At 68.5% G+C, this 26,611-nt stretch carries 24 protein-coding genes; 14 read left to right on the forward strand and 10 right to left on the reverse strand.

All coding sequences use genetic code 11. The features are described from left to right. Window positions 1-207 precede the first annotated feature (207 nt). The gene (locus EEB19_RS18475) at window positions 208-486 is read left to right on the forward strand and encodes a hypothetical protein (RefSeq protein WP_187588812.1); all 279 of its coding nucleotides are present in this window, start codon (window positions 208-210) and stop codon (window positions 484-486) included. Window positions 487-600: 114 nt separating this feature from the next. Here the strand turns inward: EEB19_RS18475 and EEB19_RS27215 are convergent, their stop codons facing one another. Further along, complete coding sequence (locus tag EEB19_RS27215) at window positions 601-4,458, reverse strand: WD40 repeat domain-containing protein (RefSeq protein WP_187588813.1); 3,858 nt, start codon at window positions 4,456-4,458, stop codon at window positions 601-603. Between the two features lie 404 nt (window positions 4,459-4,862). Here EEB19_RS27215 and EEB19_RS18485 point away from each other — a divergent pair, with 404 nt between their 5' ends. Further along, window positions 4,863-5,267: a RidA family protein gene (locus EEB19_RS18485; protein ID WP_187588814.1), complete on the forward strand. Its 405-nt coding sequence runs from the start codon at window positions 4,863-4,865 to the stop codon at window positions 5,265-5,267. Window positions 5,268-5,304: 37 nt separating this feature from the next. After that, entirely contained in the window at window positions 5,305-6,492 is a 1,188-nt protein-coding gene (locus EEB19_RS18490) for a winged helix DNA-binding domain-containing protein (RefSeq protein ID WP_187588815.1), read from the forward strand. Here the strand turns inward: EEB19_RS18490 and EEB19_RS18495 are convergent. Beyond that, window positions 6,479-6,658, reverse strand: a complete 180-nt coding sequence (locus tag EEB19_RS18495; RefSeq protein WP_187588816.1) for a hypothetical protein — start codon at window positions 6,656-6,658, stop codon at window positions 6,479-6,481. The genes EEB19_RS18490 and EEB19_RS18495 overlap by 14 nt on opposite strands. Before the next feature lie 57 nt (window positions 6,659-6,715). On the opposite strand from EEB19_RS18495, the gene EEB19_RS18500 reads away from it, so the two are divergent. The 3 genes from EEB19_RS18500 (at window position 6,716) to EEB19_RS18510 (ending at window position 9,779) form a co-directional block, all read left to right on the forward strand. Continuing rightward, window positions 6,716-7,441, forward strand: a complete 726-nt coding sequence (locus tag EEB19_RS18500) for a response regulator transcription factor (protein ID WP_187588817.1) — start codon at window positions 6,716-6,718, stop codon at window positions 7,439-7,441. Window positions 7,442-7,527: 86 nt separating this feature from the next. Continuing rightward, entirely contained in the window at window positions 7,528-8,928 is a 1,401-nt protein-coding gene (locus EEB19_RS18505) for a cell wall metabolism sensor histidine kinase WalK (protein ID WP_262365771.1), read from the forward strand. Between the two features lie 173 nt (window positions 8,929-9,101). Then, on the forward strand, window positions 9,102-9,779 hold the full coding sequence (locus EEB19_RS18510) for a DUF899 family protein (protein ID WP_187588818.1): 678 nt from the start codon (window positions 9,102-9,104) through the stop codon (window positions 9,777-9,779). 50 nt (window positions 9,780-9,829) lie between these two features. Here the strand turns inward: EEB19_RS18510 and EEB19_RS18515 are convergent, their stop codons facing one another. Further along, window positions 9,830-10,669: a hypothetical protein gene (locus EEB19_RS18515; RefSeq protein WP_187588819.1), complete on the reverse strand. Its 840-nt coding sequence runs from the start codon at window positions 10,667-10,669 to the stop codon at window positions 9,830-9,832. 4 nt (window positions 10,670-10,673) lie between these two features. Beyond that, on the reverse strand, window positions 10,674-11,675 hold the full coding sequence (locus EEB19_RS18520) for a DNA adenine methylase (protein WP_187588860.1): 1,002 nt from the start codon (window positions 11,673-11,675) through the stop codon (window positions 10,674-10,676). A gap of 235 nt (window positions 11,676-11,910) precedes the next feature. Here EEB19_RS18520 and EEB19_RS18525 point away from each other — a divergent pair, with 235 nt between their 5' ends. Next, window positions 11,911-12,339 (forward strand): HIT family protein, encoded by a 429-nt coding sequence (locus EEB19_RS18525; RefSeq protein ID WP_187588820.1) that lies wholly within the window; start codon window positions 11,911-11,913, stop codon window positions 12,337-12,339. 87 nt (window positions 12,340-12,426) lie between these two features. On the opposite strand, the gene EEB19_RS27020 is transcribed toward EEB19_RS18525, so the two are convergent. Beyond that, entirely contained in the window at window positions 12,427-14,703 is a 2,277-nt protein-coding gene (locus EEB19_RS27020) for a RecQ family ATP-dependent DNA helicase (protein ID WP_262365766.1), read from the reverse strand. A gap of 145 nt (window positions 14,704-14,848) precedes the next feature. Between EEB19_RS27020 and EEB19_RS18540 the strand changes: the two genes are divergently transcribed. The 3 genes from EEB19_RS18540 (at window position 14,849) to purD (ending at window position 19,731) form a co-directional block, all read left to right on the forward strand. Then, window positions 14,849-16,150: a bifunctional glycosyltransferase family 2/GtrA family protein gene (locus EEB19_RS18540; RefSeq protein WP_187588821.1), complete on the forward strand. Its 1,302-nt coding sequence runs from the start codon at window positions 14,849-14,851 to the stop codon at window positions 16,148-16,150. Next, window positions 16,147-18,309 carry a glycosyltransferase family 39 protein gene (locus EEB19_RS18545; RefSeq protein ID WP_187588822.1) on the forward strand — a complete coding sequence of 721 codons (2,163 nt, stop codon included), beginning with the start codon at window positions 16,147-16,149 and terminating at the stop codon, window positions 18,307-18,309. The genes EEB19_RS18540 and EEB19_RS18545 overlap by 4 nt, the downstream gene beginning before the upstream one ends. Before the next feature lie 168 nt (window positions 18,310-18,477). After that, window positions 18,478-19,731, forward strand: a complete 1,254-nt coding sequence (purD, locus tag EEB19_RS18550) for a phosphoribosylamine--glycine ligase (RefSeq protein ID WP_187588823.1) — start codon at window positions 18,478-18,480, stop codon at window positions 19,729-19,731. Window positions 19,732-19,781: 50 nt separating this feature from the next. Here purD and EEB19_RS18555 read toward each other — a convergent pair whose 3' ends face one another. Both EEB19_RS18555 and EEB19_RS18560 read right to left on the reverse strand, forming a co-directional pair. Next, window positions 19,782-20,738 carry an alpha/beta hydrolase family protein gene (locus EEB19_RS18555; RefSeq protein WP_187588824.1) on the reverse strand — a complete coding sequence of 319 codons (957 nt, stop codon included), beginning with the start codon at window positions 20,736-20,738 and terminating at the stop codon, window positions 19,782-19,784. Between the two features lie 191 nt (window positions 20,739-20,929). Further along, window positions 20,930-21,526 (reverse strand): TetR/AcrR family transcriptional regulator, encoded by a 597-nt coding sequence (locus tag EEB19_RS18560; protein WP_187588825.1) that lies wholly within the window; start codon window positions 21,524-21,526, stop codon window positions 20,930-20,932. Between the two features lie 89 nt (window positions 21,527-21,615). Between EEB19_RS18560 and EEB19_RS18565 the strand changes: the two genes are divergently transcribed. Further along, window positions 21,616-22,521, forward strand: coding sequence for an SDR family oxidoreductase (locus EEB19_RS18565; RefSeq protein WP_187588826.1), 906 nt, complete (start codon window positions 21,616-21,618; stop codon window positions 22,519-22,521). A gap of 45 nt (window positions 22,522-22,566) precedes the next feature. Here EEB19_RS18565 and EEB19_RS18570 read toward each other — a convergent pair whose 3' ends face one another. The 3 genes from EEB19_RS18570 to EEB19_RS18580 all read right to left on the reverse strand — a co-directional run bounded on the left by EEB19_RS18570 (window position 22,567) and on the right by EEB19_RS18580 (window position 23,855). Next, window positions 22,567-22,986, reverse strand: a complete 420-nt coding sequence (locus EEB19_RS18570; protein WP_187588827.1) for a DUF302 domain-containing protein — start codon at window positions 22,984-22,986, stop codon at window positions 22,567-22,569. Window positions 22,987-23,025: 39 nt separating this feature from the next. Beyond that, entirely contained in the window at window positions 23,026-23,295 is a 270-nt protein-coding gene (locus EEB19_RS18575) for a metal-sensitive transcriptional regulator (RefSeq protein ID WP_187588828.1), read from the reverse strand. Window positions 23,296-23,384: 89 nt separating this feature from the next. Beyond that, window positions 23,385-23,855, reverse strand: a complete 471-nt coding sequence (locus EEB19_RS18580) for a nucleoside deaminase (RefSeq protein ID WP_187588829.1) — start codon at window positions 23,853-23,855, stop codon at window positions 23,385-23,387. Window positions 23,856-23,990: 135 nt separating this feature from the next. Here EEB19_RS18580 and EEB19_RS18585 point away from each other — a divergent pair, with 135 nt between their 5' ends. The 3 genes from EEB19_RS18585 to purB all read left to right on the forward strand — a co-directional run bounded on the left by EEB19_RS18585 (window position 23,991) and on the right by purB (window position 26,547). Beyond that, window positions 23,991-24,584, forward strand: coding sequence for a TetR/AcrR family transcriptional regulator (locus EEB19_RS18585; RefSeq protein WP_187588830.1), 594 nt, complete (start codon window positions 23,991-23,993; stop codon window positions 24,582-24,584). Window positions 24,585-24,669: 85 nt separating this feature from the next. After that, entirely contained in the window at window positions 24,670-25,044 is a 375-nt protein-coding gene (locus tag EEB19_RS18590; protein ID WP_262365767.1) for a hypothetical protein, read from the forward strand. A 75-nt stretch (window positions 25,045-25,119) separates the two neighbouring features. Beyond that, complete coding sequence (gene purB / locus EEB19_RS18595; RefSeq protein WP_187588832.1) at window positions 25,120-26,547, forward strand: adenylosuccinate lyase; 1,428 nt, start codon at window positions 25,120-25,122, stop codon at window positions 26,545-26,547. Window positions 26,548-26,611: the final 64 nt, after the last annotated feature.

The raw sequence follows: 26,611 nt of genomic DNA on the forward strand, positions 1-26,611 counted from the left end.
GTGCCTGAGGAGCGAGCTTGCGAGCGTCACGAAGGCCCGAATTCTCGATCCCGAATCCGCACTGTTCGTGGGCAATGGTCGCTCGTGCGTAACGATTGTGAACTCGACCATGTCCGTTGTCCGCTTTCGGCGTTCACCGCATACATTGGGTCACTGCAGTCATTCATCACGACTCTCGCGTCGTGCGGGGGAAAGGCGGTCGACACCATGGGCCGGGGTATCAACGAGACAAGCGCACGTCGTTCACGACGGACGATCGGTCGCCGAGTGATCGGCGCCGGATTCGCGGGGGCCGCGATGGCCGGTGCTCTGGCGTTCGCGGCGGCACCCGCGAGTGCGGAACCGCTGCCGAAGGTCGAACCGACCGTCGAGAACGCGGCACCTACGCTCGACAACATCAAGCTGGGGATCGATCGTGCGGTCGCCACCAATCCGGAACTCGGACCGCTCGGCGAGATCGCCCTGTCCCTGTTCCCGAAGTACTGAGCACTCAGCACGGAACACGCTGAAGTACTGAACACGCAGTGCTGAACACGCAGTACTGACACACGTCGACGACACCCGCCGGGGCGAGATCCGGCGGGTGTCGTCGTCTTCCTGTCACCCGCAGTCGGCGGGGATGTCGGTGTGGGGCAGGTACGACGACCGCTGGCCGTCGGTGAGTGGCGGCGTCGTCGTGCAGATCCAGCTCCGCGCGGTGTCCTCGTCGGTCGTCTGGAGATGCAGGCTGCCGGTGGTGTCACCGCCGGTGACGATGGTGGCGTCCGTCAGGAGATGCTGCGGCAGTTGCCATTTCGTGGTGGTGTCGGTGGTCGGCAGCAGTGGGGTGATCGATTGTGGGTCGTGGAGCCGCCCGTTGTCGGTCAGGCCGTACGTCGTCAGGTGATGGGTCGAGGTCCCGACGGCGAGCCGTGTCGGCATGAGTGCGAGCGTGGCGGCGTGCACGTTCGGTTGCCGGTCGATCAGGACCGGACGGCCACGCCGGATGTCCCACGTGCTCAGGTCCGCGGCGCCGAGGATGACGGTGCCGCCATCGCGCCCGAACACCACGCTGGTCGCCGGGCTGGTGTCATCGATCACCTCGCTCGGTGTGCTCTGCCCTGACCTCACGTCGTACAGGTAGGTCCGTTTGTCGTCGGAGGTCACTGCGAGGAGCTGTCCGTCGGGGCTGAACGCGACGCTGCGGATCAGGTCGCGCGGACCGGTGAGCGGCGCACCGACAGGCACCGGCCGTCGTGGGTCGGCGGTGTCCCAGAGTTGCACGGTCGTGTCGTCGGCGCCGGTGGCGAGGAGATCGGCGTGCGGGGCGAACGCGATGGCGTTCGTGTAGCGCGTGGCCGCGGTGATATCGGCGGTCGACCGGGGCGCGGCGGGATCGCTGATGTCCCACAGCTGGATTCGGCCGCCATTGTTGTTGGCCGTCGCCGCCTGGGTGCCGGCGGAGTTCATCGTGACCGACGGATGATCGTTCACGCGTCGCTCCACGGGGATGCGAGCGCGTCGCGCCCACCCGCCGGCACCCTGCGTCCACACGTTGAGCGTGGTGTCGGTGCCGACCGTGGTGAGGACGTCGCCGTCGGCGCTGTTGCCGATGTCGGTGATGGTGCCGCCCCGATCCGGGATGACGCCCGGCGGCAGGTGCCAGAGGTCGATGGCGCCGTCGGAGCGCCCGACGATGAGGGAGTTGCCATCGGGGCCGAACACTGTGGAGAACGCGCGGACCGACCCCTGCTCGGGCGCGCCGTGCATGCTCGCCGACTGCAGCGACCAGAGGGTCACCGGTTCGGCCGGGTTGACGGTGTTCCAGACCGTGACGGCGCCGTCGGCGCGCGCGGAGGCGACCTGGTCGCCTCTCGGCGCGAACACGATCGACCACGATCCGGCGGTCGTGTTCGGCAGGGATGTCGTGATCGGGGTGGGACGGCCGAGGTCGGTCACGTTCCACAGCTGGGCGTTGGGACTGTCGCCTGTCACCCCCAGGGTGCGGCTGTCCGGACTGAACGCCACCGAGTGGGTGATGGTCGGGAATCCGGTGATCGGTGGCCCGGCCGGTACCGGGACGTCGGGGTTGCGGGTGTCGAACAGACGGACCACGCGATCGTCGCCACCGGTGGCGAGCAGCCGGCCGTCGGTGCTGTAGGCGACGGTCCGTGCGGCCCGGACATGTGCGGTGAGGACGGCGGTCTCGCGTAGGCCGCCGTCGTCGCCGACGGCGTAGACGGTGACCGTCCCGTCGTCCGACGACGCCGCCAGATGCCGACCGTCCGGTGCGAATCGGACCATGTAGACGGTGCCGTGCCCGGGGCTCACCGATGTGTGCTGGCGGGGCGCCGAGGGCGACGAGATGTCCCACACGCGGACTGTCCCGTCGCCGCTGCCGGTCGCGAGCAGGGGTCGCGTCGGATGAAAAGCCGTGGACGTCAGATAGTTCCGATAGCCGGTCAGGGTGGCGACCGATCGGAACGAGTCGTCGTCGGTGCGTTGCCAGAGCCGCGCGGTCCGATCACCGCTGGCCGACGCGAAGAAGCGTCCGTCGGGGGCGATGCTCACGTCATAGACGGGACCGGTGTGCCCGACCAGCGGACGGGACAGGGGAGTGGTCGCGGCGCCGAGTACCCGCTGGCTGACCGTCGCGTCGTCGGGGTAGAGGCTAGCGGCCACGAGCAGGAGTCGCGCGGCGAGCGACGGATTGCTCTGCTGGAGGCTGTCGATGTGCGAGAGCAGTGCTGCCCGTTCGGCACTGTTGCGCTGCTGGGTCAGGTCGTGCGCCTGCCGGAAGCTGATGGCGGCGGTGATCGTGGACACGATGGCGAGCACCACGACGAGGGTGATCGATCCGAATCGGATCATCCGCCGACGCCGTTGCTGCACGACGGCCGCGTCGATGAACGCCTCGTTCTCCGTAGACAGGAGGTGCTGATAGTTGCGGCGCAGCGAGGCCCGGTGCTGGCGGGCGACGTCCAGGCGCGATCCGGTGTAGAGGAACGAACGGCTGCGTCCCGTCTCCACCCACGACGTGGTGTCGGTGTCGAGACGCTGACGCCACAGATGGATGCCGGAGTCGGCCGCGATCCATTCGGCCAGGCGCGGCCATGACGTCAGCACGACGTCGTGGACCAGCATCACCGAATCCGACGACACGATGAGCAGCCGCGCTTGCGCGAAGACGTCGATCACCGACGAGATGCGGGCGGGGAACCGGTCGGCGATCGTCTCGGTGTGCAGTGGCACGCGCAGCGCCACGCCGGCGGGCCCGACGTGGACGAGAGCCAGCAGCAGGGCGCGGGCCAGGTTGTGGTCGTCCGGGTCGACCGCCGACCACGCATCCTCGGCGGTGTCGGCGACCGCACGGGCGATCCCGCCCGTCGCGCGATAGCCCGAGATCGTCATCCGATTGCCCGAGCGGCGCGACCAGGTCGCGGCCAGGACGTGCGCGAGCAGCGGCAGCCGTCCGGCGCGATCACCGACCGGCGAGGCGGCGTGCAGGTCGCCGATCATGACGTCGGCGAGTCCGGATTCGATCCGGCCGCCGGCCAGCCGGATCGGCCCCATGATGACCTCGCGCAACTGGGCGCCGGTCATCTCGGAGACGATGACGCATCGCGACTGCCACGCCTGGGCGAGGACCGGGAACTCGACGCACTGCCCGAAGAAGTCCGCGCGGACTCCGAGTACGACGACAGCATCGGTGGCCAGGCTCTCGACCTCGCGGATCGCGTCGACCACTCCACCGTCGGGCAGGGCGAACACATCCTCGAACTGGTCGAGCACGATGACGTCGGGACGCGCGGCCGTGTCCGCGGTCGGTGTGGTGCCCGTGGGGACGGCACCGGTCGGCTGGGTCGGAGTGGTGGTCGCCGTGTGTGCCGGCACCGTGTCGTGAACGCGGACCCCGGCTGTCGTGATGGTGGCGCGCCGCGGGACGCCCAGCCGTCGATCCCGCGCCAGACCGGCATCGAGCAGCGACGACTTCCCGGAACCGGAGACACCCGCGACGACGACGAGCCTCGGTCCGGTCTCGGCCCGCGCCGCGGCGCGGATCTCGTCCACCAGCGTCGCGACGAGATCGTCACGACCGAAGAACAGGGCGCTGTCGGCGGCCGTCAGTGACGCGAGTCCCGCGTACGGTCGCGTCACCGTCGGCGACGGCGCGACGTCGGCGGGTCCGCCGTCGGGTGCCCGGCCGTCGGACTGCCGGTCGTCGTCGCCGCTCAGGTGCGCGTGCCAGAGTTCCTTCCACTGCGGCAGAGACAACACGTCGGCCTCGCCCGCGGCGACGGCACGGGCCGTGAGCCACAGCAGCAGGGGTTCGACGGTCGCGAAATCGCGCGGCAGATGACGGCCGTTGCGCCAGTCACTGATCCGCTGGGCGGACACCGTCGAGCGGGACGCCGCCGCGCGCAGCGTGGGTCGCCCGGCCTGCACGAACAACCGGGCCAACGATTCACCGAAGTCCACTCACCATCACCGAGATCCCCGACCGACATATCGCATCAACGATGCGGGTCAATGATGCTCCCCCCGACGACGCGGGCGCCAATCAACGTGAGCGCGGACACGTCTGTGGTCAGATGCTCGGGCGGGGCGCCGCATCCGGTCGTCTCCGGTGGATGTCCGGTGGATGTCCGGTGTCCGGTCCGGAATGTTCGTTCCGCCGCTGAACTGCGGTTTCGGTGCCGTGCGTCGACGTCGTGTGGATCCGGCCGCGGCGGTGCACTGAACTCGTGGCAACGCGCTCGACCGCCATCGAGCGCGTAGCTGCAGCCGTTGCACGACGCGCGGGTGGCGTGATCGGAGCCATCGGTGTCGGGGGTGCGGGTCGCGCAACGGCTGCAGCGGTCACCGGCCGTAGGATCGGCCGCATGTCGCGAGTTCGTCTGAACGGTTCGGCCGGCCTGCACGACGGCGGGTTCGCCTACAGCGCGACCGTCGCGCCCGGTCCGCTCGTGTTCACCGCGGGGATCAGCCCGCTGGACGCCGAGGGCGGCATCGTCGCCCCGGGAGACGTCGTCGGCCAGACCCGCCGGTGTCTGGAGATCCTTCGCATCGTCCTCGCCGAGCAGGGGGCGTCGTTCGCCGACATCGTCAAGCTGACGGTCTACGTCGCGGAGCGACTGCAGGCCGACCTCGTCGTCGCCTGGCAGGAGATCGTCGCCACGGTCGATCCGCCGGTGCCGCCCGCGATGATGATGGGCGTGACCGTTCTCGCCTACGACGACCAGCTCGTCGAGATCGAGGCGATCGCGGCCCCGGCCGGGACCCGATGACACCACGACGACCCTGCGTCGGTCCGGCCGATCCGTCATGAGTGCGCGTCCCCGGATCACCGACGCCCGACGACGCGCCCGCCTGGTGGATCGTCACCGGCTGACGGGATCGGATCGTGCGGAGACGATCACCGACGTCGCCGATGCGCTCGTCGGCTATCACGCGACCACGCCTTCGACGGTCTTTCTGTCGGCGTGGGCACGCATCCCCGGTTTCACCCCCGACGCGATGGATGCCGCGCTGTACCGCGATCGGGATCTGATCAAACAGCTCGCGATGCGGCGCACGCTGTTCGTCGTGACCCGTGATGTGCTCGCCGACGCGGTGGGTGCCGTCGGTCCGCGCGTCGCCGCCTCCGAACGCACCAACATGCTGCGCGACCTGCGTCGCAGCCCCGGTTTCCCGGATCCGGAGGACTGGATCGACCGGGCCCGGTCGGCGGTCCTCGACGACCTCGCCGATGGCGAAGCGCGGTCCTCGACCGAACTGCGCCGCCGACTGTCCGCACTCGACGGATATGTGACCCACGGTGTCGGCACGCAGTGGGAGGCCCGGGCACCGATGGGTCCCCGGGTCCTCAACATGATGAGCGCCGCGGGCGACATCGTGCGTGGCCCCAACGCCCAGGGCTGGCATCTCTCGCGTCCGTCGTGGGTGTCGATGTCGGCGTGGCTCGGCCATCCGTTGGACGCGGTGAGCGTCGACGATGGGCATCGAGCGATGGTGCGTCGCTGGCTGCGCGCCTTCGGGCCGGGCACCGAGACCGACATCGTCTGGTGGTTGGGCTCGACGAAACGGGCGGTGCGTACCGCACTCGCCGGACTCGACGTCGTCGAGGTCGAACTCGACGACGGTGCGATCGGATACGTCCTCGCCGACGACCTGCCGTCGGACGCCGACGACGAGGTCGAGCCGCGGGCGTTCCTCCTGCCCGAACTCGACCCGACGACGATGGGATGGAAGCTGCGCGACTTCTATCTCGGCGCACACGGCTCGCGCGTGTTCGACCGCAACGGCAACGGTGGGCAGACCGCCTGGTGGGACGGGCGCATCGTCGGCGGATGGCGGCAGCATCGCGACGACGGCCGGATCGAGGTCCACACCTTCGAGACGCTGCCGAAAGCGGCGACGCGGCAATTCTCCGAACGCGCCGAGGAACTGGCCGCCTGGCTCGGGGAGGTCCGGCCGGCGCCCGGATATCCGGCACCGTTCATGCGGGGCTGAACCGCACCGAAGCTCTCCGCCTTGCGCCGACGGCAACGTCGACATTGCCGACGGCAACCCCGTTCGCGCCGACGGCAACCCCGTTCGCGCCGACGGCAACCTCGTTCGCGCCGACGGCAACCTCGATCGCGCCGATCGCGTCCTGTTTCCCCAGGTGAACTCTCACAGAAATCTCCCAGCAAGAACGCAGACTCATGGCAGCCTGGTGGGAGAGGGTGATGGCATGAGCGAATCCGCGAAGAATCAGGGCGCCGGACAGGGTGCGAAGGTCCTCGTCGTCGACGACGAGGAGAACATCCGCGAACTCCTGTCGGTCTCGCTCAAATTCCAGGGCTACGAGGTGGCCACGGCGGAGAACGGTCCCTCGGCGATCGACCGCTGCCGCACATTCAAACCCGACGTCCTCGTCCTCGACGTCATGATGCCCGGGATGGACGGTTTCGGTCTGCTGCGCCGACTGCGCGCCGACGGCATCGCCGCCCCGGCGCTGTTCCTGTCCGCGCGGGATTCGGTCGAGGACAAGATCAACGGCCTCACCATCGGCGGCGACGACTACGTCACCAAACCCTTCTCCCTCGAGGAGGTCGTCGCGCGATTGCAGGTGCTGTTGCGGCGCAGTGGTTTCGACGAGCAGACGAAGGAACCGTCGCGACTCCGGTTCGCCGACATCGAACTCGACGACGAGACCCACGAGGTGTGGAAGGCCGGTGAGCTCGTCGCGCTCTCGCCGACCGAGTTCACCCTGCTGCGCTACTTCATGGTCAACGCCGGCACCGTGCTGTCGAAACCGCGGATTCTCGACCACGTGTGGAACTACGACTTCGGCGGCGAGGTCAACGTCGTCGAATCCTATGTCTCCTACCTCCGCCGCAAACTCGACACCGGCGACAGACGCCTGATCCACACGCTGCGTGGTGTCGGCTACGTGATGCGGGAGCCGCGCGGGTGACCGATGCACCCGCCCCGCCCCGGCGGCACGATCCGCCGACGGTCCCTCCGGCGCCCGAGCACACGCATCCGAGACGTGGCGTCCCCCTGCGGTTGTCGCTCGTCGGACTGACCCTGGTCCTGGTGGTACTCGGCCTCCTCGCCTCCGGCCTCGCGGTCACGTCGGCGATGAAGGCCGATCTGATCTCGCGGACCGACGACGGCCTCGAGGGTGCCGTACAGACCTGGGCGCGCCCGCGCGACCCGGCGTCGGCCCCGATCCAGGGTCCGGCGCCCGGGCCGCGCAGACCGCCCTCGCAGTACTACTCGATGATCACCATCGGCACCGGCGACACCATCGTCAACAACGACTTCAGCGACGAACCCGACCTGGCGTCCCTGCCGTCGGGAAACATGCGGCCGACGACGGTGAAGTCCGCCGACGGCGACGGACCCGAATGGCGGGTGGTGAAGGCGTCGACGCCGTTCGGTGAGTCGGTCGTCGCGACACCGCTCAGCGATGTCCACGCGACCCTGTCCCGCCTCATGTGGCTGCAGTTGGCGATCGGTGCGCTCGTCGTCGTCGCGATCGGTGTGCTGAGTTATCTGCTGGTGCGATCGAGCCTGCGACCACTGCGTCGGGTGGAGGAGACCGCCCACGCCATCGCCGCCGGCAACCTCAACATGCGTGTGGCCGAGGCCCCACCGAACACCGAGGTCGGCAGCCTGTCCGGGTCGCTGAACACGATGCTCGGCCAGATCCAGCGGGCGTTCGCGAGGACCGCCGCGTCCGAGCAGCAGGCGCGGGCGTCGGAAGAGAAGATGCGCCGCTTCATCGCCGACGCCAGTCACGAATTACGGACCCCCCTCACGTCGATCAAGGGGTTCGCCGAGTTGTACAAGCAGGGTGCTGTACCGGACGCCACCGACGCCATGTCTCGGATCGATGCGGAGGCCGGACGCATGGGTCTGCTCGTCGAGGATCTCCTGATGCTGGCCCGCCTCGACGCCCAGCGCCCGATCGCACATCAGCCGGTCGATGTCCTCGCACTCGCCACCGACGCCGTGCACAGCGCGAAAGCCGCTGCACCGCATCGTGAGATCGGGATCGAGATCGGCGCGACCGACGAACCGCCGATGGTGTCGGGCGACGCGCCCCGTCTGCTGCAGGTGCTGCGCAACCTCATCAACAACGCGATCGCGCACACTCCCGCCGAGGCGTCGATCACCGTCGGCGTGGCCGTCGACCGGGGCGCCGGCCGCGACGATGTGGTCCTGCAGGTGACCGACACCGGGCAAGGCCTGACCCCGGACGAGGCGTCGCACGTCTTCGAGCGGTTCTATCGTGGCGACTCCTCGCGACATCGCGGCGACCGGGGAGGCGGCAGCGGACTGGGTCTGTCGATCGTCGCCGCGCTGGTCGACGCACATGGCGGGACCGTCGGCGTCGACTCCGCCCCCGGACGCGGCTCGACCTTCTGGGTCCGGCTGCCCCGGCTGGCCGACTGACGCCTCGTACCGCACCACTCGCCGCCCGCACCCCTCGCCGGCCGCACCCCTCGCCGACTGGGCCCTGGAATTCGTCGATCGTGCCCAGAATTTCGTCGATCGTGTCCGGTCGAACCGATGACTTCGGGTCGCGGCGGCAGTCAGCATTGGGGAGACGACGAAGGGAGATCTCCATGTCTGATGCCCTGCCCCCGGTGGTCGACGAACCGACCTGGCGCGCCGCACTCGACGAACTACACGCGCGGGAGAAAGCCGCCACGCGCGAACTCGACGCCATCGCCGCACAGCGACGACGATTGCCGATGGTCGAACTGCCCGACTACACACTGATCGGTCCGGACGGCCCGATCCGGCTGGTCGACATCTTCGACGGTCGTTCGCAACTGGTCGTCTACAACCACATGTGGTCCGACGGCGCCGAGTTCCAGTGCGGGGGTTGCACCAGCCTGACGACCCAATACACGCGGCTGGACTTCCTCGCCAACTACGACGCCCGGTTCGTCATCGTCACCAACGGGCCGATCGACGAGGCGTTGGCCTACAAGGCGAAGGTCGGCAACATGATGGACTGGTACTCGTCGTCGGAGAGCTCCTTCGGTGCCGACGTCGATGCCGGGCCCGGGGAGGGATTCGGCGTCAACGTCTTCCTGCGCGACGGCGACACCGTTTACCGCACCTGGCACACCAACGGACGTGGGACCGAGCAACTGAGCTACACATTCCCGCTCATGGACGTGCTCCCGTGGGGACGCCAGGAGGAGTGGCAGGACTCCCCGGACGGCTGGCCGCAGAAGCCGACGTACTCGGGATGGCTCGACTCACCCGACGTCGCCAGGCTCTACGGGGAGTAGCTCCCCGACGACCCCTCGCGTTCCGCGGAACGCGAAGGCCCACGCCCGGTTCAGATCAGGCGTCGCAGCCCGGCGAACTCGCGGACGTCCTCGCGGAAACGGTCGAGACTCACCAGCGTGTACATCCCGTCGATCTGACGGTCCGCCCACAGCTGATGGATGCGGCGCAGATCGGATTGTCGTGATTTCCAGCCGATTCCGTCGATGACGGCAAGGACGAGCTGGCGTGGCAACCGGACCTCGGCCATCTCCTCGATCTCGCGGACGGCATCGGTCAGTTTGCTGCCGGTCGAGTCGAATCCCTTGGCGGCGACGACGATGTCGGCGGTCTCCGGATCACCGATGATGAGATCGGCCGGAGCCGTGCGGCCGTTGCGGCCGGTGAATCGGGACCGCGTGACGTAGTCGAGACCGAGGTCATGCGCGATGGCCTCGATCTCGTCCTCGATGCGACGGCCGGACGCACCCGCCCGTGTCGCGGTGACGCGGCTGCCCGCACGCGCCACCAGGATGTCGGCGAAGGTGTACGTCCGGCCGAGCTGCGCACGCAGCATCCGGACGAGATCGAACTCGGTGTCCAACCAGGTGACGAGATCGACCGGGGCAGAGCGTGCCACGCCATGCCAGCCGGTGGTGCCGAACCGGTCGCGCAGCACGTTCTTCAGTTTCTCCTGCGACAACCCGACCGCCAGCCCCAGCACCGGTACATCCCCCGGATGATCGCGAACCCAGGCCGCCAGACCCGCGACGTCGGTGTCGAGAAGTTCACCGAGACTCCCGGTGGCCTGCACGATCCGCTCCGCCTCCGGCGTGGACGCCGTCGGGTCGACGTGAGATGTCAACCGGCCCAACGTCGTCAGATACTCGTCGAACTCCCCGGCATCGCTCATGACGTCAGTCGCGCCCGATGAACAGGTACTCGCTCACGTCGCGGCGCGTGGCGGCGACATGCGTGCCGAAGCTGTACTTGTGGTCGATGGCGACCACCTCCACGGACGGCTTGACCTTCCCGAGGAGGTCGATGATCCTGTCGGCACCGGGCAACGCGTTCGACGAATACGAGAGCACGATCGCACCGGAATCCTGGAAGTGCTCGAACGTGCGGACCAACGCGTCCTCGATGCTGTGCTTGTAGGCGAACGGCGTGTAGCGCTTCGTCAGCTTCTTGGTCTTGGTGTGCTCCATGATCGTCATGCCACGCCAGTACGCCGACAGCCCCTCGAGGAAGTGGTAACGCTTGATGTAGTCGTTGTCGTCGGTCGGGGGCGCATACGGCGGGTCGAGATACACCAGGTCCGGCGGACCGTCGAGAGCGGAAAGATCGAGATCGAAGATGTCGCCGCTGACACTCCGATTCGACGCCCCGTTGCTGAACACCGTTGCGTTGTACTCGGCCGCCGACCGCAGTCGGAAATGATCGCGCAGCGACATCCGCAGGTCACGCCTGCCATCTGCGTAGCGCGTCGAATCGGTGAAGGTGAACACACCACGCGGCTGCTTGCGCGCCGCCGACAACACCAGCGCCGAGATCGCCAGATCGCGCCGATACCCACGCAGTCGATCGATGTGCGACCACGCCGAGTCCAGGAACGCACGGTCCTCCGGCGTGAAGTACAGGCCGTCGAAGGTGGTGGAGATGAAGTCGCGGTCGTCGGCCGGCGGACCGCAGATCTCCTCGATCAGATCATCGTCGAGCCGCACGCTGGAGTTCGCGACCGTTGCCCGGGTGATGATGTGCGGGAACGTCAGGAAATCGTTGCTGACCACCTGGAAACCCTGTGCCTTCAACAGGTAGGACACCACGCCCGACCCGGAGAACGCGTCCACCGCTGTGCTGCCGCCGATCTCGGCGAAGATCCGCTCGAGATGGGGGAGGAGCCGATACTTCGACCCCATGTAGCGCAGACGCGGAAAGCTCTGCGCCTTCGCGATGACATCCGCCGATCCGACGACACGCCGCACGCCCCTCGGCCCGCTCGCTGCGCTCCCGGCGCCGGTTCGATTCGGCCCGCTCGCTGCGCTCCCGGCGCCGGTGAACTCTGATCGACTCACAGGGAAAGAATGTCATGGACCCCCGACAGTGCCCGGCAACACGTCGAGAGCCGTCCGAGGCGGGTCCTAGACTGACCACATGGCTTCCGTCTTCACCATGATCATCAACGGAGAACTACCCGGTCGATTCGTGTGGAAGGACGGCCAGGCGGTCGCCTTCCTCACCATCAACCCGGTCACCCCCGGCCACGTCCTCGTTGTGCCGCGCAAGGAGGTCGACCACTGGGAGCAGATGGACACCGCCTCCTACACCCATCTCACCGACGTCTCGCAGAAGATCGGCCGTGCGGTCAAGGAGGCGTTCGGGGTGTCGAGGGTCGGCACGATGATCGCCGGCCTCGAGGTGCCGCACGTCCACCTGCACGTCTTCCCGCTCGAGAGCATGGACGCCTTCGATCTCGGCAACGCGCAGAAAGACCCCGACCCGGCCGAGCTCGACGACGCCGCCGAGAAGATCCGTGCCGCCCTGCGCAGCACCGGATACGCGGAGTACGTCGCCGACGCGTGAGCCGCGGACGATCCTGAGGAGCCGATCCGGGGCAATGGTCCGCGCTCACCGCGGGGTATTGCCCCGGATCGGCGGCCGGTCCGGTCCTCAGACCGATCGGTGGATCAACAACGGCATCACCGCCGACGCTCCCGCCCGCCGCAACTCGGCCGCGGCCAGAGTGATCGGCCATCCCGACGCCGTCTCGTCGACGACGAGCAGTACGTTCTGGCCCGCGACGTCCGGCATCTCACCCAGATGATCGCGCCAGTACACCGCCTCGGTCGCGCCCGTCGCCTCGCGACCCGGCCCGTCGCCCGACCGCACCGGCACACTCACCCGCGGCCGCTTGCCGACCTCGCACAGATGATCGGCGACCTTGTCCGCGAGCACCGTTCCCGTCAGCCGCAGTGATCCGATGGAATCGGGCCGGATACCCGCATCCCGCACCCACGACGACAACGTGGTCACCGCGGCGTCACCGAGATCGGTGAGCGCCCGCTCGTCACCGCGACGTGCGTCCGCCAGCAAGTCCACCCACTCCGGTGAGTCGGCATGCGCCAGCACACGGCCCGGCTCGGCGGCGAGTTCGCCCGCGATACGACCGCGCGTACCGAAGTCGCCGCCCGGCCACATCTTGCGTGGTTCCAAGATCAGCGCCGACCGGCGGAGCGCACCGGTGATCAGCCGCACCGTGTCGTCGGGCACCTCCGACGACAACGGCTCGGTCAGACGCCCGCGGCACACCGAACACCGACCACACGGCTCGGCAGCAGGATCGTCCAGCGACGACGTGAGCAACTGCATCAGGCACTGATTCCCATGGATGTAGTCGCGCATGATGTCGGCCTCGCGACGTCGCACCTCGATGACCCCGTCGTAATGCCGCTCGTCATACGTCCACCCCGTGCCGGTCGACGTCCAGCCGTCGGACACGCGATCCGTCGCGCCGTCGACGGCCAACTGCTTCAGCATCAATTCCACCTTGCCCCTGCGGAATCCGGTGGACGACTCCAGCTGCGGCACCGACATCGGGCCGTCCGCCGCATCCAACGTGTCCAGTAGCACACGCATCCGATCGGGATCCGGGATCGTCGCAGTCGCGAAATGATCCCAGATGGCGTCGTCGGCGCGCGACGCCAGCAGCATCACCACCGCCTCGTCCAACGCTCGACCCGCACGACCGACCTGCTGATAGTAGGAGACCGGCGACGGCGGCGACCCCACATGCACGACGAATCCGAGATCCGGCTTGTCATAACCCATCCCGAGCGCCGACGTGGCGATCAGCGCCTTGACCTCGTTGCGTAGCAACGCATCCTCGAGCTGATGCCGACGATCCCCGTCCAGCTGACCCGTGTACGCCGCGACCCGAACCTCGGGCCCGTGGACCGCCGTTATCGCATCGACCAGACGGTGCGCATCGGCGACGGTCAGCACATAGACGATGCCCGAACCCGGCAGCGCCGGAAGATACTGCGCCACCCACCCGTACCGCTGAATCGGCGAGAGTCCGTCGATGACATTGAGATGCAACGACTTCCGCGCCAATGACCCGCGGAGCACGAGCGTCTGCCCCGGCCCGCTCGCGTCGCTCCCGGCGCCCGGTTGATCAGGCCCGCTCGCTTCGCTCCCGGCGCTGGGTTGGTCAGGCCCGCTCGCTTCGCTCCCGGCGCTGGGTTGGTCGGGCCCGCTCGCTTCGCTCCCGGCGCCCGGCTGATAGCTCCCGGCGTTCCCGGCCCCCAGCTGCGCCGCGACATCCTCGGTCACCCGCGCGTTCGCCGTCGCCGTCGTCGCGAGCACCGGCGTCTGCGGATTCAGTCGCTGCAGCACATCGGACACGCGACGGTAGTCGGGCCGGAAATCGTGCCCCCAATCCGAGATCGCATGGGCCTCGTCGATGACCAACAACCCGAGCCGACCCGCGAGGGCGTCCAGAACCCGCCGTCCGAAACCAGGATTCGCCAACCGCTCCGGTGACACCAGCAGCACATCGAGATCGCCGTCGCGCAGCTGCGCCTCGATCGTCGACCACTCGTCGACGTTCGACGAGTTGAGCGTCGCGGCCCGCAGCCCCGCACGCTCGGCGGCACTCACCTGATCGCGCATCAGCGACAACAGCGGCGACACGATCAGAGTCGGCCCGCTCGCTGCGCTCCCGGCGCCGGCAGCCCGGATGATCGCCGTTGCCGTCCAGTACACCGCCGACTTCCCCCACCCCGTGGCCTGCACGACCAGCACACGCGCCGCCGGCCGCAGCAGTGCCGCGACGGCGGTGAGCTGATCCTCGCGCAGGCGTGCGCCCGGCCCGGCGAGACTCTCGATCACCCGGTCGGCGGCGGCCTGCTGGTCGGCGGTCAGGGTTGCTGCGGCGGGGGAGGACATGACGCCAACCTATCGGTCCCCACGGACACCGGCCCCGCCCGCGGCCCGGTTCTCCACAGGCTGCCGCGCGGGCCGTCAACCCCTCACAGGAACCTGACAGCTTCGGCGCAGAGTGGGCGAAGTTTGGCGCCCGAAGCTATGTGACATGACAGCAGAAGCCCTCCCGACGACCGGAGAGCGCGCGGTGATCGTTGCAGACAGTTCGACGCAGACCCCGGTCCTCGACATCGTCGTCCCCGTCTACAACGAGGCGGCCGACGTCGCCGGCTCCGTTCGCCGCCTCGCCGACCACCTCCGCACCCACGTCCCGTATCCGGCCCGCATCACCGTCGCCGACAACGCCAGCACCGACTCCACACTCGCCATCGCCGCGGAGCTCGCCGGAGAACTCGCGGGCCTGCGGGTCGTGCACCTCGAGCAGAAGGGCCGCGGCCGCGCCCTCAACGCGGTGTGGCGCGCCAGCGACGCCCAGATCGTCGCCTACTGCGACGTCGACCTCTCCACCGACCTCAACGCACTCATGCCATTGATCGCGCCGCTGATCTCCGGACACTCCGACATCGCGATCGGCACCCGCCTGTCCCGGTCGTCGCGGGTCGTCCGCGGGCCGAAGCGAGAGTTCATCTCACGCTCCTACAACCTGATCCTCCGGACGACGATGCGCGCCAAGTTCTCCGACGCCCAGTGCGGATTCAAGGCCATGCGTACCGACATCGCGCGCCAGGTGCTGCCCTACGTCGAGGACACCGGCTGGTTCTTCGACACCGAACTACTCGTCCTCGCCGAACGGATCGGGTTGCGTATCGCCGAGGTGCCCGTCGATTGGGTCGACGACCCCGACAGCACCGTCGACATCGTGTCGACCGCCGTCGCGGACCTGAAAGGGTGCGCCCGGGTGGGCTATGCACTGACCACCGGTCGACTGCCGATCGCCGAACTCCGCTCCACCATCGGCCGCGACCGCGCACCCGGACCGCAGATCGACGGCGTGCCCTTCGGCCTGGTCGGTCAGCTCGCCCGGTTCTGCGTGATCGGCGTGGCGTCGACCATAGCCTACGCGGTCCTCTATCTGCTGCTCCACTCGTTCCTCGGCGCGCAGGTCTCCAATTTCGTCGCGCTCGCGGTGACCGCCGTGCTCAACACCGCCGCCAACCGCCGATTCAGCTTCGGCATCTCCGGGCGCGAAGGAGCTGTCCGACACCAGCTGTTCGGTTTGGGCGTCTTCGTATTCGGCTGGCTCGTGACATCCGGATCGCTGATCGCCCTACACGCGTTCGCGCCGGAGGCGACCAAACACGTCGAACTCCTGGTCCTGGTGATCGCCAACCTGGTCGCCACACTCACCCGTTTCGTCGGTCTACGGTGGGTCTTCCGTGGCCACCTCGCCGGCACGACCGCAACCGTCCCGAAGCCCGGCGCCGGGCTCGCCGAAGGAACCGCCGAATGAGCACCGTTCTCGACCGTCCCGCATCCGCACCCGTTCCGCCCGAGGCATCCGCCTCCGGGCGGAACGCCCTTGTGTGGCACCGTGTCTCGCTCGCGCTCCTGATCATCGGTACCGGAGTCGTCAACCTGGTCAACCTGTCGGCGAACGGCTGGGCCAACTCGTTCTACACCGCCGCGATCCAGGCCGGATCGCAGTCGTGGAAGGCGTGGTTCTTCGGCTCGTCCGACATGGCCAACTCCATCACCGTCGACAAACCACCTGCCGCACTCTGGATTCCGGGCCTGTCCGTCCGCATTTTCGGACTGAACCCGTGGTCTGTGCTGGTTCCGCAGGCACTCATGGGGGTTGCCTCGGTCGCCCTCCTCTACCTCATCACCAAGAAGTACTTCGGGCACTGGGCGGGCATCCTTGCCGGGACCGTCCTCGCGCTCACGCCGGTCGCCGCGATGATGTTCCGGTTCGACAACCCCGAGGCCTTGCTCATCCTGTTGATGATCGCTGCGGTGTGGGCAACCCTGAAGGCCATCGAGGACGGACGGCTCCGGTGGATGGTCCTCACCGGAGTCTTCGTCGGGTTCGGTTTCCTCACCAAACAGTTGCAGGTGATGCTGATCGTGCCGCCGCTGGCGATCACCTACCTCGCCTTCGGGCAACGCACCTGGCTCATCCGTCTCGGCCATCTCGTCGCCGCGCTCGGCGCGCTGATCGTCAGCGCAGGCTGGTGGATTCTCACGGTCGAGTTGTGGCCCGCGTCGTCGCGGCCGTGGATCGGCGGCTCCCAGAACAACTCGATCCTCGAACTCACACTGGGCTACAACGGTTTCGGACGTCTCAACGGCAACGAGACCGGCAGCGTGACACCTGGAGGCCCGGGGGGTCGGACCGGCGGATATGCCGGCGCGATGACCGGCGGTCCCGGCGGCGGCATGGCCGGACCGGGTGGACCCGGTGGCGGCCGCGGCGGTGGCATGTGGGGCGAGACCGGCATCCTGCGCATGTTCGAGCCGGCGCAGGGCGGCCAGATCGCCTGGCTCATCCCCACCGCGCTGGTGGTCGGGATCGCGGCACTCGTGCTGATCGGACGGTCCTCGCGCACCGACCTGCGTCGCGCCTATCTGGCGGTCTGGGGCCTGTGGCTCCTGGTCACCATCGCCGTGTTCAGCTTCATGGCCGGGATCTTCCACAGCTACTACACGGCGGCGCTGGCCCCGGCCGTGGCCGCCGTCGTCGCCGGCGGTGCCGCGGTGTGCTGGCGGTCGCGCGACCTCCTGTGGGTGCGGATCGTGCTCGCGGCGGGTGTCTGGATCGCCGCGGTCTGGGGCTTCGCCCTGCTCGGCCGATCGCCGGACTTCGTGCCATGGCTGCGGTGGCTGGTCCTCGTCATCGGCGTCGTCGGCGGACTCGTCATGCTCGTGGCGCACCGTCCCTACCTGTCGGCACTGGCACTCGTCACCGCACTGGCGGCCGCGCTCGCCGGGCCGGTCGCGTACACCATCGACACCGTCTCGACCGCCAAGCAGGGCTCGATCATCAGCGCAGGCCCGCGGGTCGAGGGAGAGTTCGGGCCCGGTGGCGGTCCCGGTGGCCACGGCAGATTCGGCGGCACGCGCGGTGGGATGCGCGGGGGCCCAGGCGCAGGCATGGGCATGCCGGGCGCGCCCGGTTCGGCCAACGGACCGGCGGGCGCGCTACCCGGAGCAGGCGCCGGGATGCCGGGTGGTATGCCCGGCGGCACCGGAACGATAGGTGCCGGCGCGGGTGGCGCCGAGGGCGGTCCGGGCGGTGGCCCCGGTGGACTGCTCATGGGCTCGAAACCCAGCGCAGAACTGGTCGCGATGCTCCGGTCCGACGCCGACCGATACACGTGGGTCGCGGCGGCCGTCGGCTCCAACGAGGCCTCGGGGTACCAGATCGAGTCGGGACATTCCGTGATGCCGATCGGCGGCTTCAACGGCACCGACCCGTCGCCGACGCTGGAACAGTTCCAGAAATTGGTGTCGGAGAAGAAGATCCACTACTTCCTGGGAGGTGGCCGCGGATTCGGGTCGTCGGACACCACACGTCCCTCGGCGCAGATCGCCCAGTGGGTGCAGGACAACTTCACCGCGACGACGGTCGGCGGCACCACGGTGTACGACCTGACGACGCCGACGAGCTGAGCCGGAAACTCGCCCCGGGAAATCCGCCCGAGGCAGCGGACCCGCCGACAAAATGTCGTCGTCTCCTCTGCAAGGGGTGCTTTCCCGGGGCGCTTTCGGTGGGATGGTGTCCGGATCCCCCGACGGGGTGGGCGTCACCACGTCGGACCGCCCACTAGAGTCGTCACCGTGCGCGTACTCGTGATCGGCTCGGGCGGCCGCGAACATGCCCTGCTCCTCGGACTGTCGGCGGACCCCTCGGTCACGGGGTTGCATGTCGCCCCCGGCAATGCCGGGACGTCGTCGATCGCGACCAACCACCAGGTCGACGTCGCGTCGGCCGAGGCGGTCGTCGCCCTGGCGACGAGTATCGCCGCTGATCTCGTGGTCATCGGTCCGGAGGTGCCCCTGGTGCTCGGAGTCGCCGATGCACTGCGCGAGGCCGGCTTCGCGACATTCGGCCCAGGTGCCGCCGCCGCCCAGATCGAAGGGTCGAAGGCGTTCGCCAAGGACGTGATGGCCGCTGCCGGCGTCCGCACCGCGCACAGCGAGATCGTCGACAACCCCGCCAAGCTCGACGCCGCGCTCGACCGCTTCGGCCCGACCTGGGTGGTCAAGGACGACGGTCTGGCAGCAGGCAAGGGCGTGGTGGTGACAGACGACCGCCTGGCCGCCCGCGATCACGCCGCCGAACTGCTCGAGAACGGGCACCCGGTCCTGCTGGAGAGCTTCCTCGACGGCCCCGAGGTGTCGCTGTTCTCGCTGGTCGACGGCGAGACCGTGGTCCCGCTCATCCCCGCGCAGGACCACAAGCGGGTGGGCGACAACGACTCCGGACCCAACACGGGAGGCATGGGCGCCTACACGCCGTTGCCGTGGCTGCCCGACGAGGTCACCCGACAGATCGTCGACGACGTGGTCAAGCCGGTCGCGGCCGAGCTCGCCAAGCGCGGCACCCCATTCTCCGGTCTCCTCTACGCGGGACTCGCGATCGGACAAGACGGACCGGCCGTCGTCGAATTCAACTGCCGCTTCGGTGATCCCGAGACGCAGGCGGTACTCGCGCTGCTCACCTCGCCGTTGGGCGCAGCGCTGTCCGCCACCGCGACCGGCACGCTCGATCAACTGCCGCCGCTGCAGTGGTCCGATGGCGCCGCCGTCACCGTCGTCGTCGCCGCGGAGAACTACCCCGGCAAGCCCCGGACCGGCGACGTCATCACCGGCGCCGACGGTGACGGAGTCCTGCACGCGGGCACCGCACGCAACGACGACGGTGCCGTCGTGTCCTCCGGCGGTCGAGTCCTCGCCGTGGTCGGGACCGGCGCCGACCTCGCCGAGGCGCGCGCGCAGGCATATGACCGGATCGCCGGGATCAAACTCCCCGGCTCGCATTTCCGCACCGACATCGGCAAGGCCGCGCTCGACGGCGACATCAGCCTCTGAAGCCTCCGCCTGGCGCTGTCCCGTCGCCGCCGGGTCGGCGCGAACCCTCGTCAGCGGGCGAGGTTGCGGCCCAGGAACTCGACCTGCTCGGGCAGCACGCTGCGCCAGTAGCGGTTGGTGTGCCCACCGGCGGTGGTGCCGAACGCCGCCGGCGGATGCAGCCCGGCCGCCCATTGGCGGGTGTAGGTGAAGAACTGGTCCGACGACCCGATGGAGATGAGCAGCGGGATCTTCGCGAAGGCCTGCTGCTGTCCGAACAGCGAATTCGCCTGGTAATCCTCATACGAGTCGAATGCGCGGGGCGGAAAGTTGCGCGGGTCGGCCCACATCGCGGGTGAGCTGACCGCGATCGCCGAGACCCGCGGGGCGCCGAGCAGCGCTCCCAGGCGTAACGCCCCGTAGCCGCCCATCGACCAGCCGAACAGACCGATCCGCTCGGTCGAGAGATTCAGATCGGCATTCGACGCCAGCATCGGCAGGAACTCGTCCAGGATCATCGCTCCACCGTCGGTGCCGTCGGCGCGAGGGTGATAGTAGTTGCGCGCCGCATCGGCCGCGGCCAGCGCAAACGGGGCATTGCCCGCATCGACGTAGCGCTGCAGGACGTTCTGCATCTCGAGCTTCGACGAGAAGATCGACTTCTCGTTGGTGTTCAGAGCGTGCAGGACGACGACGACCGGCAACCGACCGGACACCCCGGTCGGTCGCGCGACCGCCCAGCGGGTCTCGCGACCGCCCATTTTCGCCGACACAAAACTGCCGGTGACCAGTGGGGGACCGCCCGCGATCTGCGGCGGGCTGGTCTCCGAGGGCAACTCGTCGTCGGCGGCGCGCGTCTCGAGTTTGCGTGGCTCGACCTTCGTCGGCGCATCGTTCGAGCACGCGGCGAGTGCGCCGACCAGGGTCGCTCCCAGCCCGCCGGCAAGGACCGAACGACGACTGACCCGGCCGAGGCGTTGCTCGGTCGGGCCGGTGGGTGTCGTCGGCGAGTCGTGTTCGGCAGTCATCGACTCCACAGGTTACTGGTGCGCGCCGACCACTTCGACAGACACTGATCCGGCACGCCGCCGGATGTGACGGTGCTCGCAGGCTCGCAGGCCCGCAGTGCTCGCGGCCGGAATCCTTGACACGAGCGTCACCGTTGTCGCACCGATAGCCGGATTATCCGGTCAACGGTGCGGGATCGGTGATCCTGGTGTCAGTGATGCGCATCAGGCGACGTCGCCCCGCCGGTCGCGGCGACCTCACGCAGCCGCGTCATCGCGACGCGCAGCAGAACGGCGAGTGGCTCGGTGTTGCCCGGGCTGACCCAGTTCGCGAAGGCGATCGTGAACACCGCGATCCCCATCTCGGCGGTCAACGATGCCGTCGTGGGGTCGAGTCCTTGGGAGACAAAGGCTTTCGACACGGCGTCGGTCAACGAGGCCATCTTGAGGGCCTCTCGCTCCTGAAGTTCGGGATTCGCGTCGATGATCGTCTGACGCAGCCGGGATGACGGCAACCGATCGGCGAAGAACGTGCCCACCGCCTCGTCGAGCGCCCGGCCGATCGCGTCGAGGGGGGCCATGTCGAGTGGGCAGGCGAGCAGTCGCTCGACGATCGCGTGTTCGAGGGTGTGCTCGCTGTCGAAGAGCACCTCTCGTTTGTCGCCGAACTGTCGGTAGAAGGTGCGCTCGGTGACACCGGCGCTCTCGGCGATGTCGGCGACGGAGGTGCCCTCGTAGCCGCGCTCGGCGAACAGGCTCAGCGCGGCCTCCCGCAGGCGGTCGCGTGATCCGGTCGGCCAACGTCCCATGCCGCCGATCATAGGTGATGACAGTATCTGACATCGCGCGTACAGTCAGTGATGTCAGAAACTGTCATCACTGGAATCAGGAGCAAGTCATGCAGGTTTTCGTCACAGGTGCCTCCGGTCATGTGGGCTCGGCCGTCATTCCCGAGCTCGTCGCCGCAGGTCACGCCGTTGCCGGGCTGGCGCGTTCGGATACTGCAGCCGCGGCGATCGCCGACCGCGGTGCCGAGGTCATCCGAGGTGGCCTCGACGACATCGACGTCCTCGTCGATGCGTCACGACGGGCGGACGGGGTGCTCCATCTCGCCTTCAAACACGATTTGATGGTGACCGGCGATCTCGCCGCCGCCGCGGACGCCGATCTGATCGCAGTGAACGCGATGCTCGACGCGATGGCCGGATCCGGCAAGCCGTTCGTCGGGACATCCGGCACCGCGTTGATCGCGATGATGGGGATCACGGGGCGGCCCGGCGCCGAGGACGACACGTTCGGGCAGGGGTACCGCATCACCACCGAGAACGCGATCATTGCGGCCGCCGATCGGGGCGTCCGCTCGTCGGTCCTGCGTCTGCCTCCGTCGGTGCACAGCGATCTCGACCATCACGGATTCGTCCCCGGTCTCATCGGATTCGCCCGGCAGAACGGTTTCGCCGGCTACCTCGGGGACGGTGCGAACCGGTGGCCGGCCGTGCATACCCGCGACGCCGCACGTCTGTACCGGCTGGCCCTCGAGGCGGCCCCTGCGGGAACCCGCCTGCACGCGGTCGGCGACGACGGCGTGGCATTCCGGGACATCGCAGCAGCCATCGGGCGAGGCCTCGGAATCGACACGGCTGCAGTCGAACCCGACGATGCTGCGGAACGCTTCGGATATCTGGCCGCGTTCGTGGGCGTCGACAACCCGACGTCGTCGGCGATCACCCGCGAGCTGATGGACTGGAAGCCCGAGGCGCCCGGCCTGATCGAGGACATCGACGCCGGGCACTACTTCCGGTAGTCGCGTGCGGGTGCCGCGTGGCGTGTGCGGACCTGATCGGTTCCGTCACGCGCCTGGGCCGGCGCCAGGGTTCTCCAGGGCATCGATCGCGGCCTGCAGCCGGGTGGCTGCGTCGTCGGCGACGTCGCGCAGTCCGGCGGCGTCGGTGACCCGGACCATGATGTCCGGGTTCATCGCCTCCACGATCACCGTGCCCGGATGCTCGGTGTCGTCGCGGACGACGACGTTGCACGGCAGCAGCAGGCCGATCTGACGGTCGACACCGAGCGCGCGATGAGCCAGCGACGGATTGCAGGCGCCCAGGATGACGTACTTCTCGATGTCCTCGTCGAGCTTCTGCTTCATCGTGGCCGTCACGTCGATCTCGGTGAGAACGCCGAACCCTTGCTCAGAGAGCGCCTCTCGTGTGCGGAGGACGGCATCGTCGAACGTCGTGGTCAGGGTTGCGGTGAGGCCGAGTTGCATGGCCGGTCCTTTCCGTGGGGGCGGCATGGTGTTCGACGCTCAGGCGAGCGCCAGGAACAACTTCTCCAGCTGCTCCTCGGTCATCGGTTCGCTGTTGTCGGCGTCCTCACCGGTCAGGCACTGCCGTAGGCCGGTCGCGACGATCTTGAAACCCGCACGGTCGAGCGCCCTGGACACCGCGGCGAGTTGGGTGACCACGTCCTTGCAGTCACGACCCTGTTCGATCATCGAGATGACACCCGCGAGTTGTCCGTGGGCCCGACGCAATCGATTGAGTACGACGGTGATCGACTCGTCATCACCAACCATCTCCGCACCTGCTTTCGTGAGGGTTACGCATCATTGTATACCCCCGGGGGTATGGGATCAGGCGACGGCGGAGGGCGTGACAGCCCGACTCAGCCGCGCCAGAATCCCGCATGGACCTCGTGGGCGGCCGGGATGTCGTACGGTCCGCGGACCGCCGTCGGGTGTGCCCCACGGGCGAACACCTCCCGGCACGGCAGCGACATCGACGGGTTGGCCGGGTCGTCACCGGTCATCGCTGCCAGGTCCACCTCGCTGAGGGCATACACGACCGTCGGGATCCCGGCCCAGTAGATCGCGCCGGCGCACATCGCGCACGGTTCGGTGCTGGTGTACAGCGTGAGCGTGCGACGGGTGTCGGCATCGACGAGACGTCCCGCTTCGCGCACCAAGTTGGTCTCGGCGTGCCCGGTGGGGTCGCTGTCGGTGTTGACCGAATTCCGGGCGCTCGCAACGATCTCGCCGTCCGGAGTGACAAGCAGTGCCCCGAACGGATGATCACCACGGGCACGTGCGTCGGCTGCGAGGTCGATCGCCCGATGCAGAAATGTCTCGTCGTCCATCCCGTGATCGTCCCACCCCCACCGCGTGAGTGCGTGGTGGCGCGACAGCTGCGCGACATAGTCGAAATGCCCGACCGCGTCACGGCTTTTGCCAAAGTAATCCCAGGCAGGCAACGCCTTTGGCAGCATGATTCCATGACTTCGGCGGCCACCCCGAAGGGGCTGCGGCGTCGGTCCCGACTCATCGAGGCCGCCGGTGCCCTGCTGCTCGAGGGAGGGTTCGACGCGGTGCGTCATCGTGCGGTCGCCGAACGCGCACAACTGCCCCTGGCGTCGACGACCTACTACTTCGGATCGCTCGAGGATCTGATGGCGGAGGCCGCCGCCAACGTGTGCCGGCACGACGAGGAGTGCATCGCCGAGCGTCGCGACGCGCTGCCCAAGCGGCGGCGTGGAGGGCAGGCCACCGCCGACGCGCTCGCCGAGGTCTTCGTCGGGCCCGACACGACGATCCAGACGCTCGCGGCCCGCTACGAGACGATCGCGCTCGCCGCCCGGTACCCCCGACTGCGCGACGTCGTCGTCGATCGCCGGAAGTTGCTCGCGGAGATGCACTCGGATGTACTGCAGAAGTCGTACCGGGTCACCGACCCGGTCCACGTGAATCAGCTGATCGCGGTGGAGGACGGCGCGGTCGTGGGGGCACTCGGCTCGCGGCACGGCAATGCCTATGTGGCGGCGCGCGACGCCCTGCACGAGGTCATCGACGTCCTCGCGCCGCGCGAGTGACAGAGGTTCACAACCTGGAGGGGGAGACGACGAGATGATGCGATCGATGAGTGCCCGGCCTAGGCGAGTTCGGCGGAGATGGACCGTGCTCAGCGGTCTGATCGCGGCGGCTCTCTCCGGTGTCCTGTTCGCACCGGGCACCGCGTCGGCCGCCCCGGTCGGCGGGGTGGACGCCGGTGTCCCGTTTTCGTCGGTGGTCTACGGTTCGGGCTGCCTCTATGACCTGACGGTTCCGGTCAACGCCACCGGACGGGTCACCTTCTGGGAACAGGAGAACGGTCAGGCTCCGCGATTCCTGGGAGCAGCAGCCGCCGACGGTGCGATCGCGACGATCCGCTGGGTACCCCGCCGGCCAGGCGATCGCCGACTGTACGCCCAGCAGGGTGGTGTCACCGGACCGAAGACCCTCTATCGGGTCCACCAGGGATATGGCTCGGGGTGGGCGTGCTTCGCCCTCTGAGCTCTCCGAACTGACACCTCGGGAGCCGCCGACGTCGGATTCGGGCGGACAGCCCGGCGCGACTAGACTGTCCCCGTGTCGAAGCCCGTCATCTCCAACGTCCTGGCCAGTCGTTATGCCTCCGCCGACCTCGCGGAGATCTGGTCGCCGCGCCACAAGATCGCCCTGGAGCGGCAGCTGTGGATCGCTGTCCTCAAGGCTCAGCGCGACCTGGGGATCGACGTGCCCGATGGCGCGATCGACGACTATGAGCGGGTCGTCGACCAGATCGACCTCCCGTCGATCGCGGATCGTGAACGCGTCACCCGCCACGACGTCAAGGCACGCATCGAGGAATTCAACGCGCTGGCCGGGCATGAGCAGATCCACAAGGGCATGACCAGCCGTGACCTCACCGAGAACGTCGAGCAACTGCAGATCCTGCGGTCCCTCGAGTATGTCCACGCGCACGGCGTGGCGGTGCTCGCGCGGATCGTCGAACGGGCCGCTCAGTATTCGTCGGTCGTGATGGCCGGACGCAGCCACAACGTCGCGGCGCAGGCCACCACGCTGGGCAAACGTTTCGCGAGCGCCGCCGACGAGCTGATGATCGCGCTGACCCGGGTACGCGAACTCCTCGACCGGTATCCGCTGCGCGGCATCAAGGGGCCGATGGGGACCTCGCAGGACATGCTCGATCTGCTCGGCGGCGACGCCACGAAGCTCGCCGACCTCGAGTCGCGGGTCGCCGATCACCTCGGGTTCTCCCGCTCGCTGACCTCGGTCGGCCAGATCTATCCGCGGTCGCTCGACCACGACGTCGTGTCGGCGCTCGTCCAGGTGGCGGCCGGGCCGTCCTCGCTGGCCCACACCATCCGTCTCATGGCCGGTCACGAGCTGGTCACCGAAGGATTCCAGCCCGGCCAGGTGGGCAGCTCGGCGATGCCGCACAAGATGAACACCCGCAGCTGCGAGCGGGTCAACGGCCTGCAGGTCGTGCTGCGCGGGTATGGGTCGATGGCCGCCGAACTGGCCGGCGCGCAATGGAACGAGGGTGACGTCTTCTGTTCGGTGGTGCGCCGCGTCGCACTGCCCGACGCCTTCTTCGCCCTCGACGGCCTGATGGAGACGTTCCTGACCGTGCTCGCCGAGTTCGGCGCCTATCCCGCCGTCATCGCGAACGAGCTCGACCGGTATCTCCCGTTCCTGGCGACGACGAAGGTGCTGATGGCGTCGGTCCGGGCGGGTGTCGGACGCGAGACCGCCCATGAGGCGATCAAGGAGAACGCGGTCGCCGTGGCGCTGGCCATGCGCGAGCAGGGGCGGGAGCCCGACCTGCTCGACCGGCTCGCCGCCGACGACCGCATTCCCCTGGACCGGGCACAGCTCGACGAGTTGCTCACCGACAAGACCGCGTTCGTCGGTGCCGCCGAGCAGCAGGTGGCCGATGTCATCGCGGCGGCGGAGAAGATCGTCGCCGACTACCCCGACGCGGCCACCTACAGCCCGGCGCCGATCCTCTGACCCTTCGAGGCTCGCTCCGCTCGCACCTCAGGGATCGAAGGGTGATCCCTGAGGAACGGAGCGA

Source organism: Gordonia sp. OPL2, assembly GCF_003797825.1.
GTDB lineage: Bacteria > Actinomycetota > Actinomycetes > Mycobacteriales > Mycobacteriaceae > Gordonia.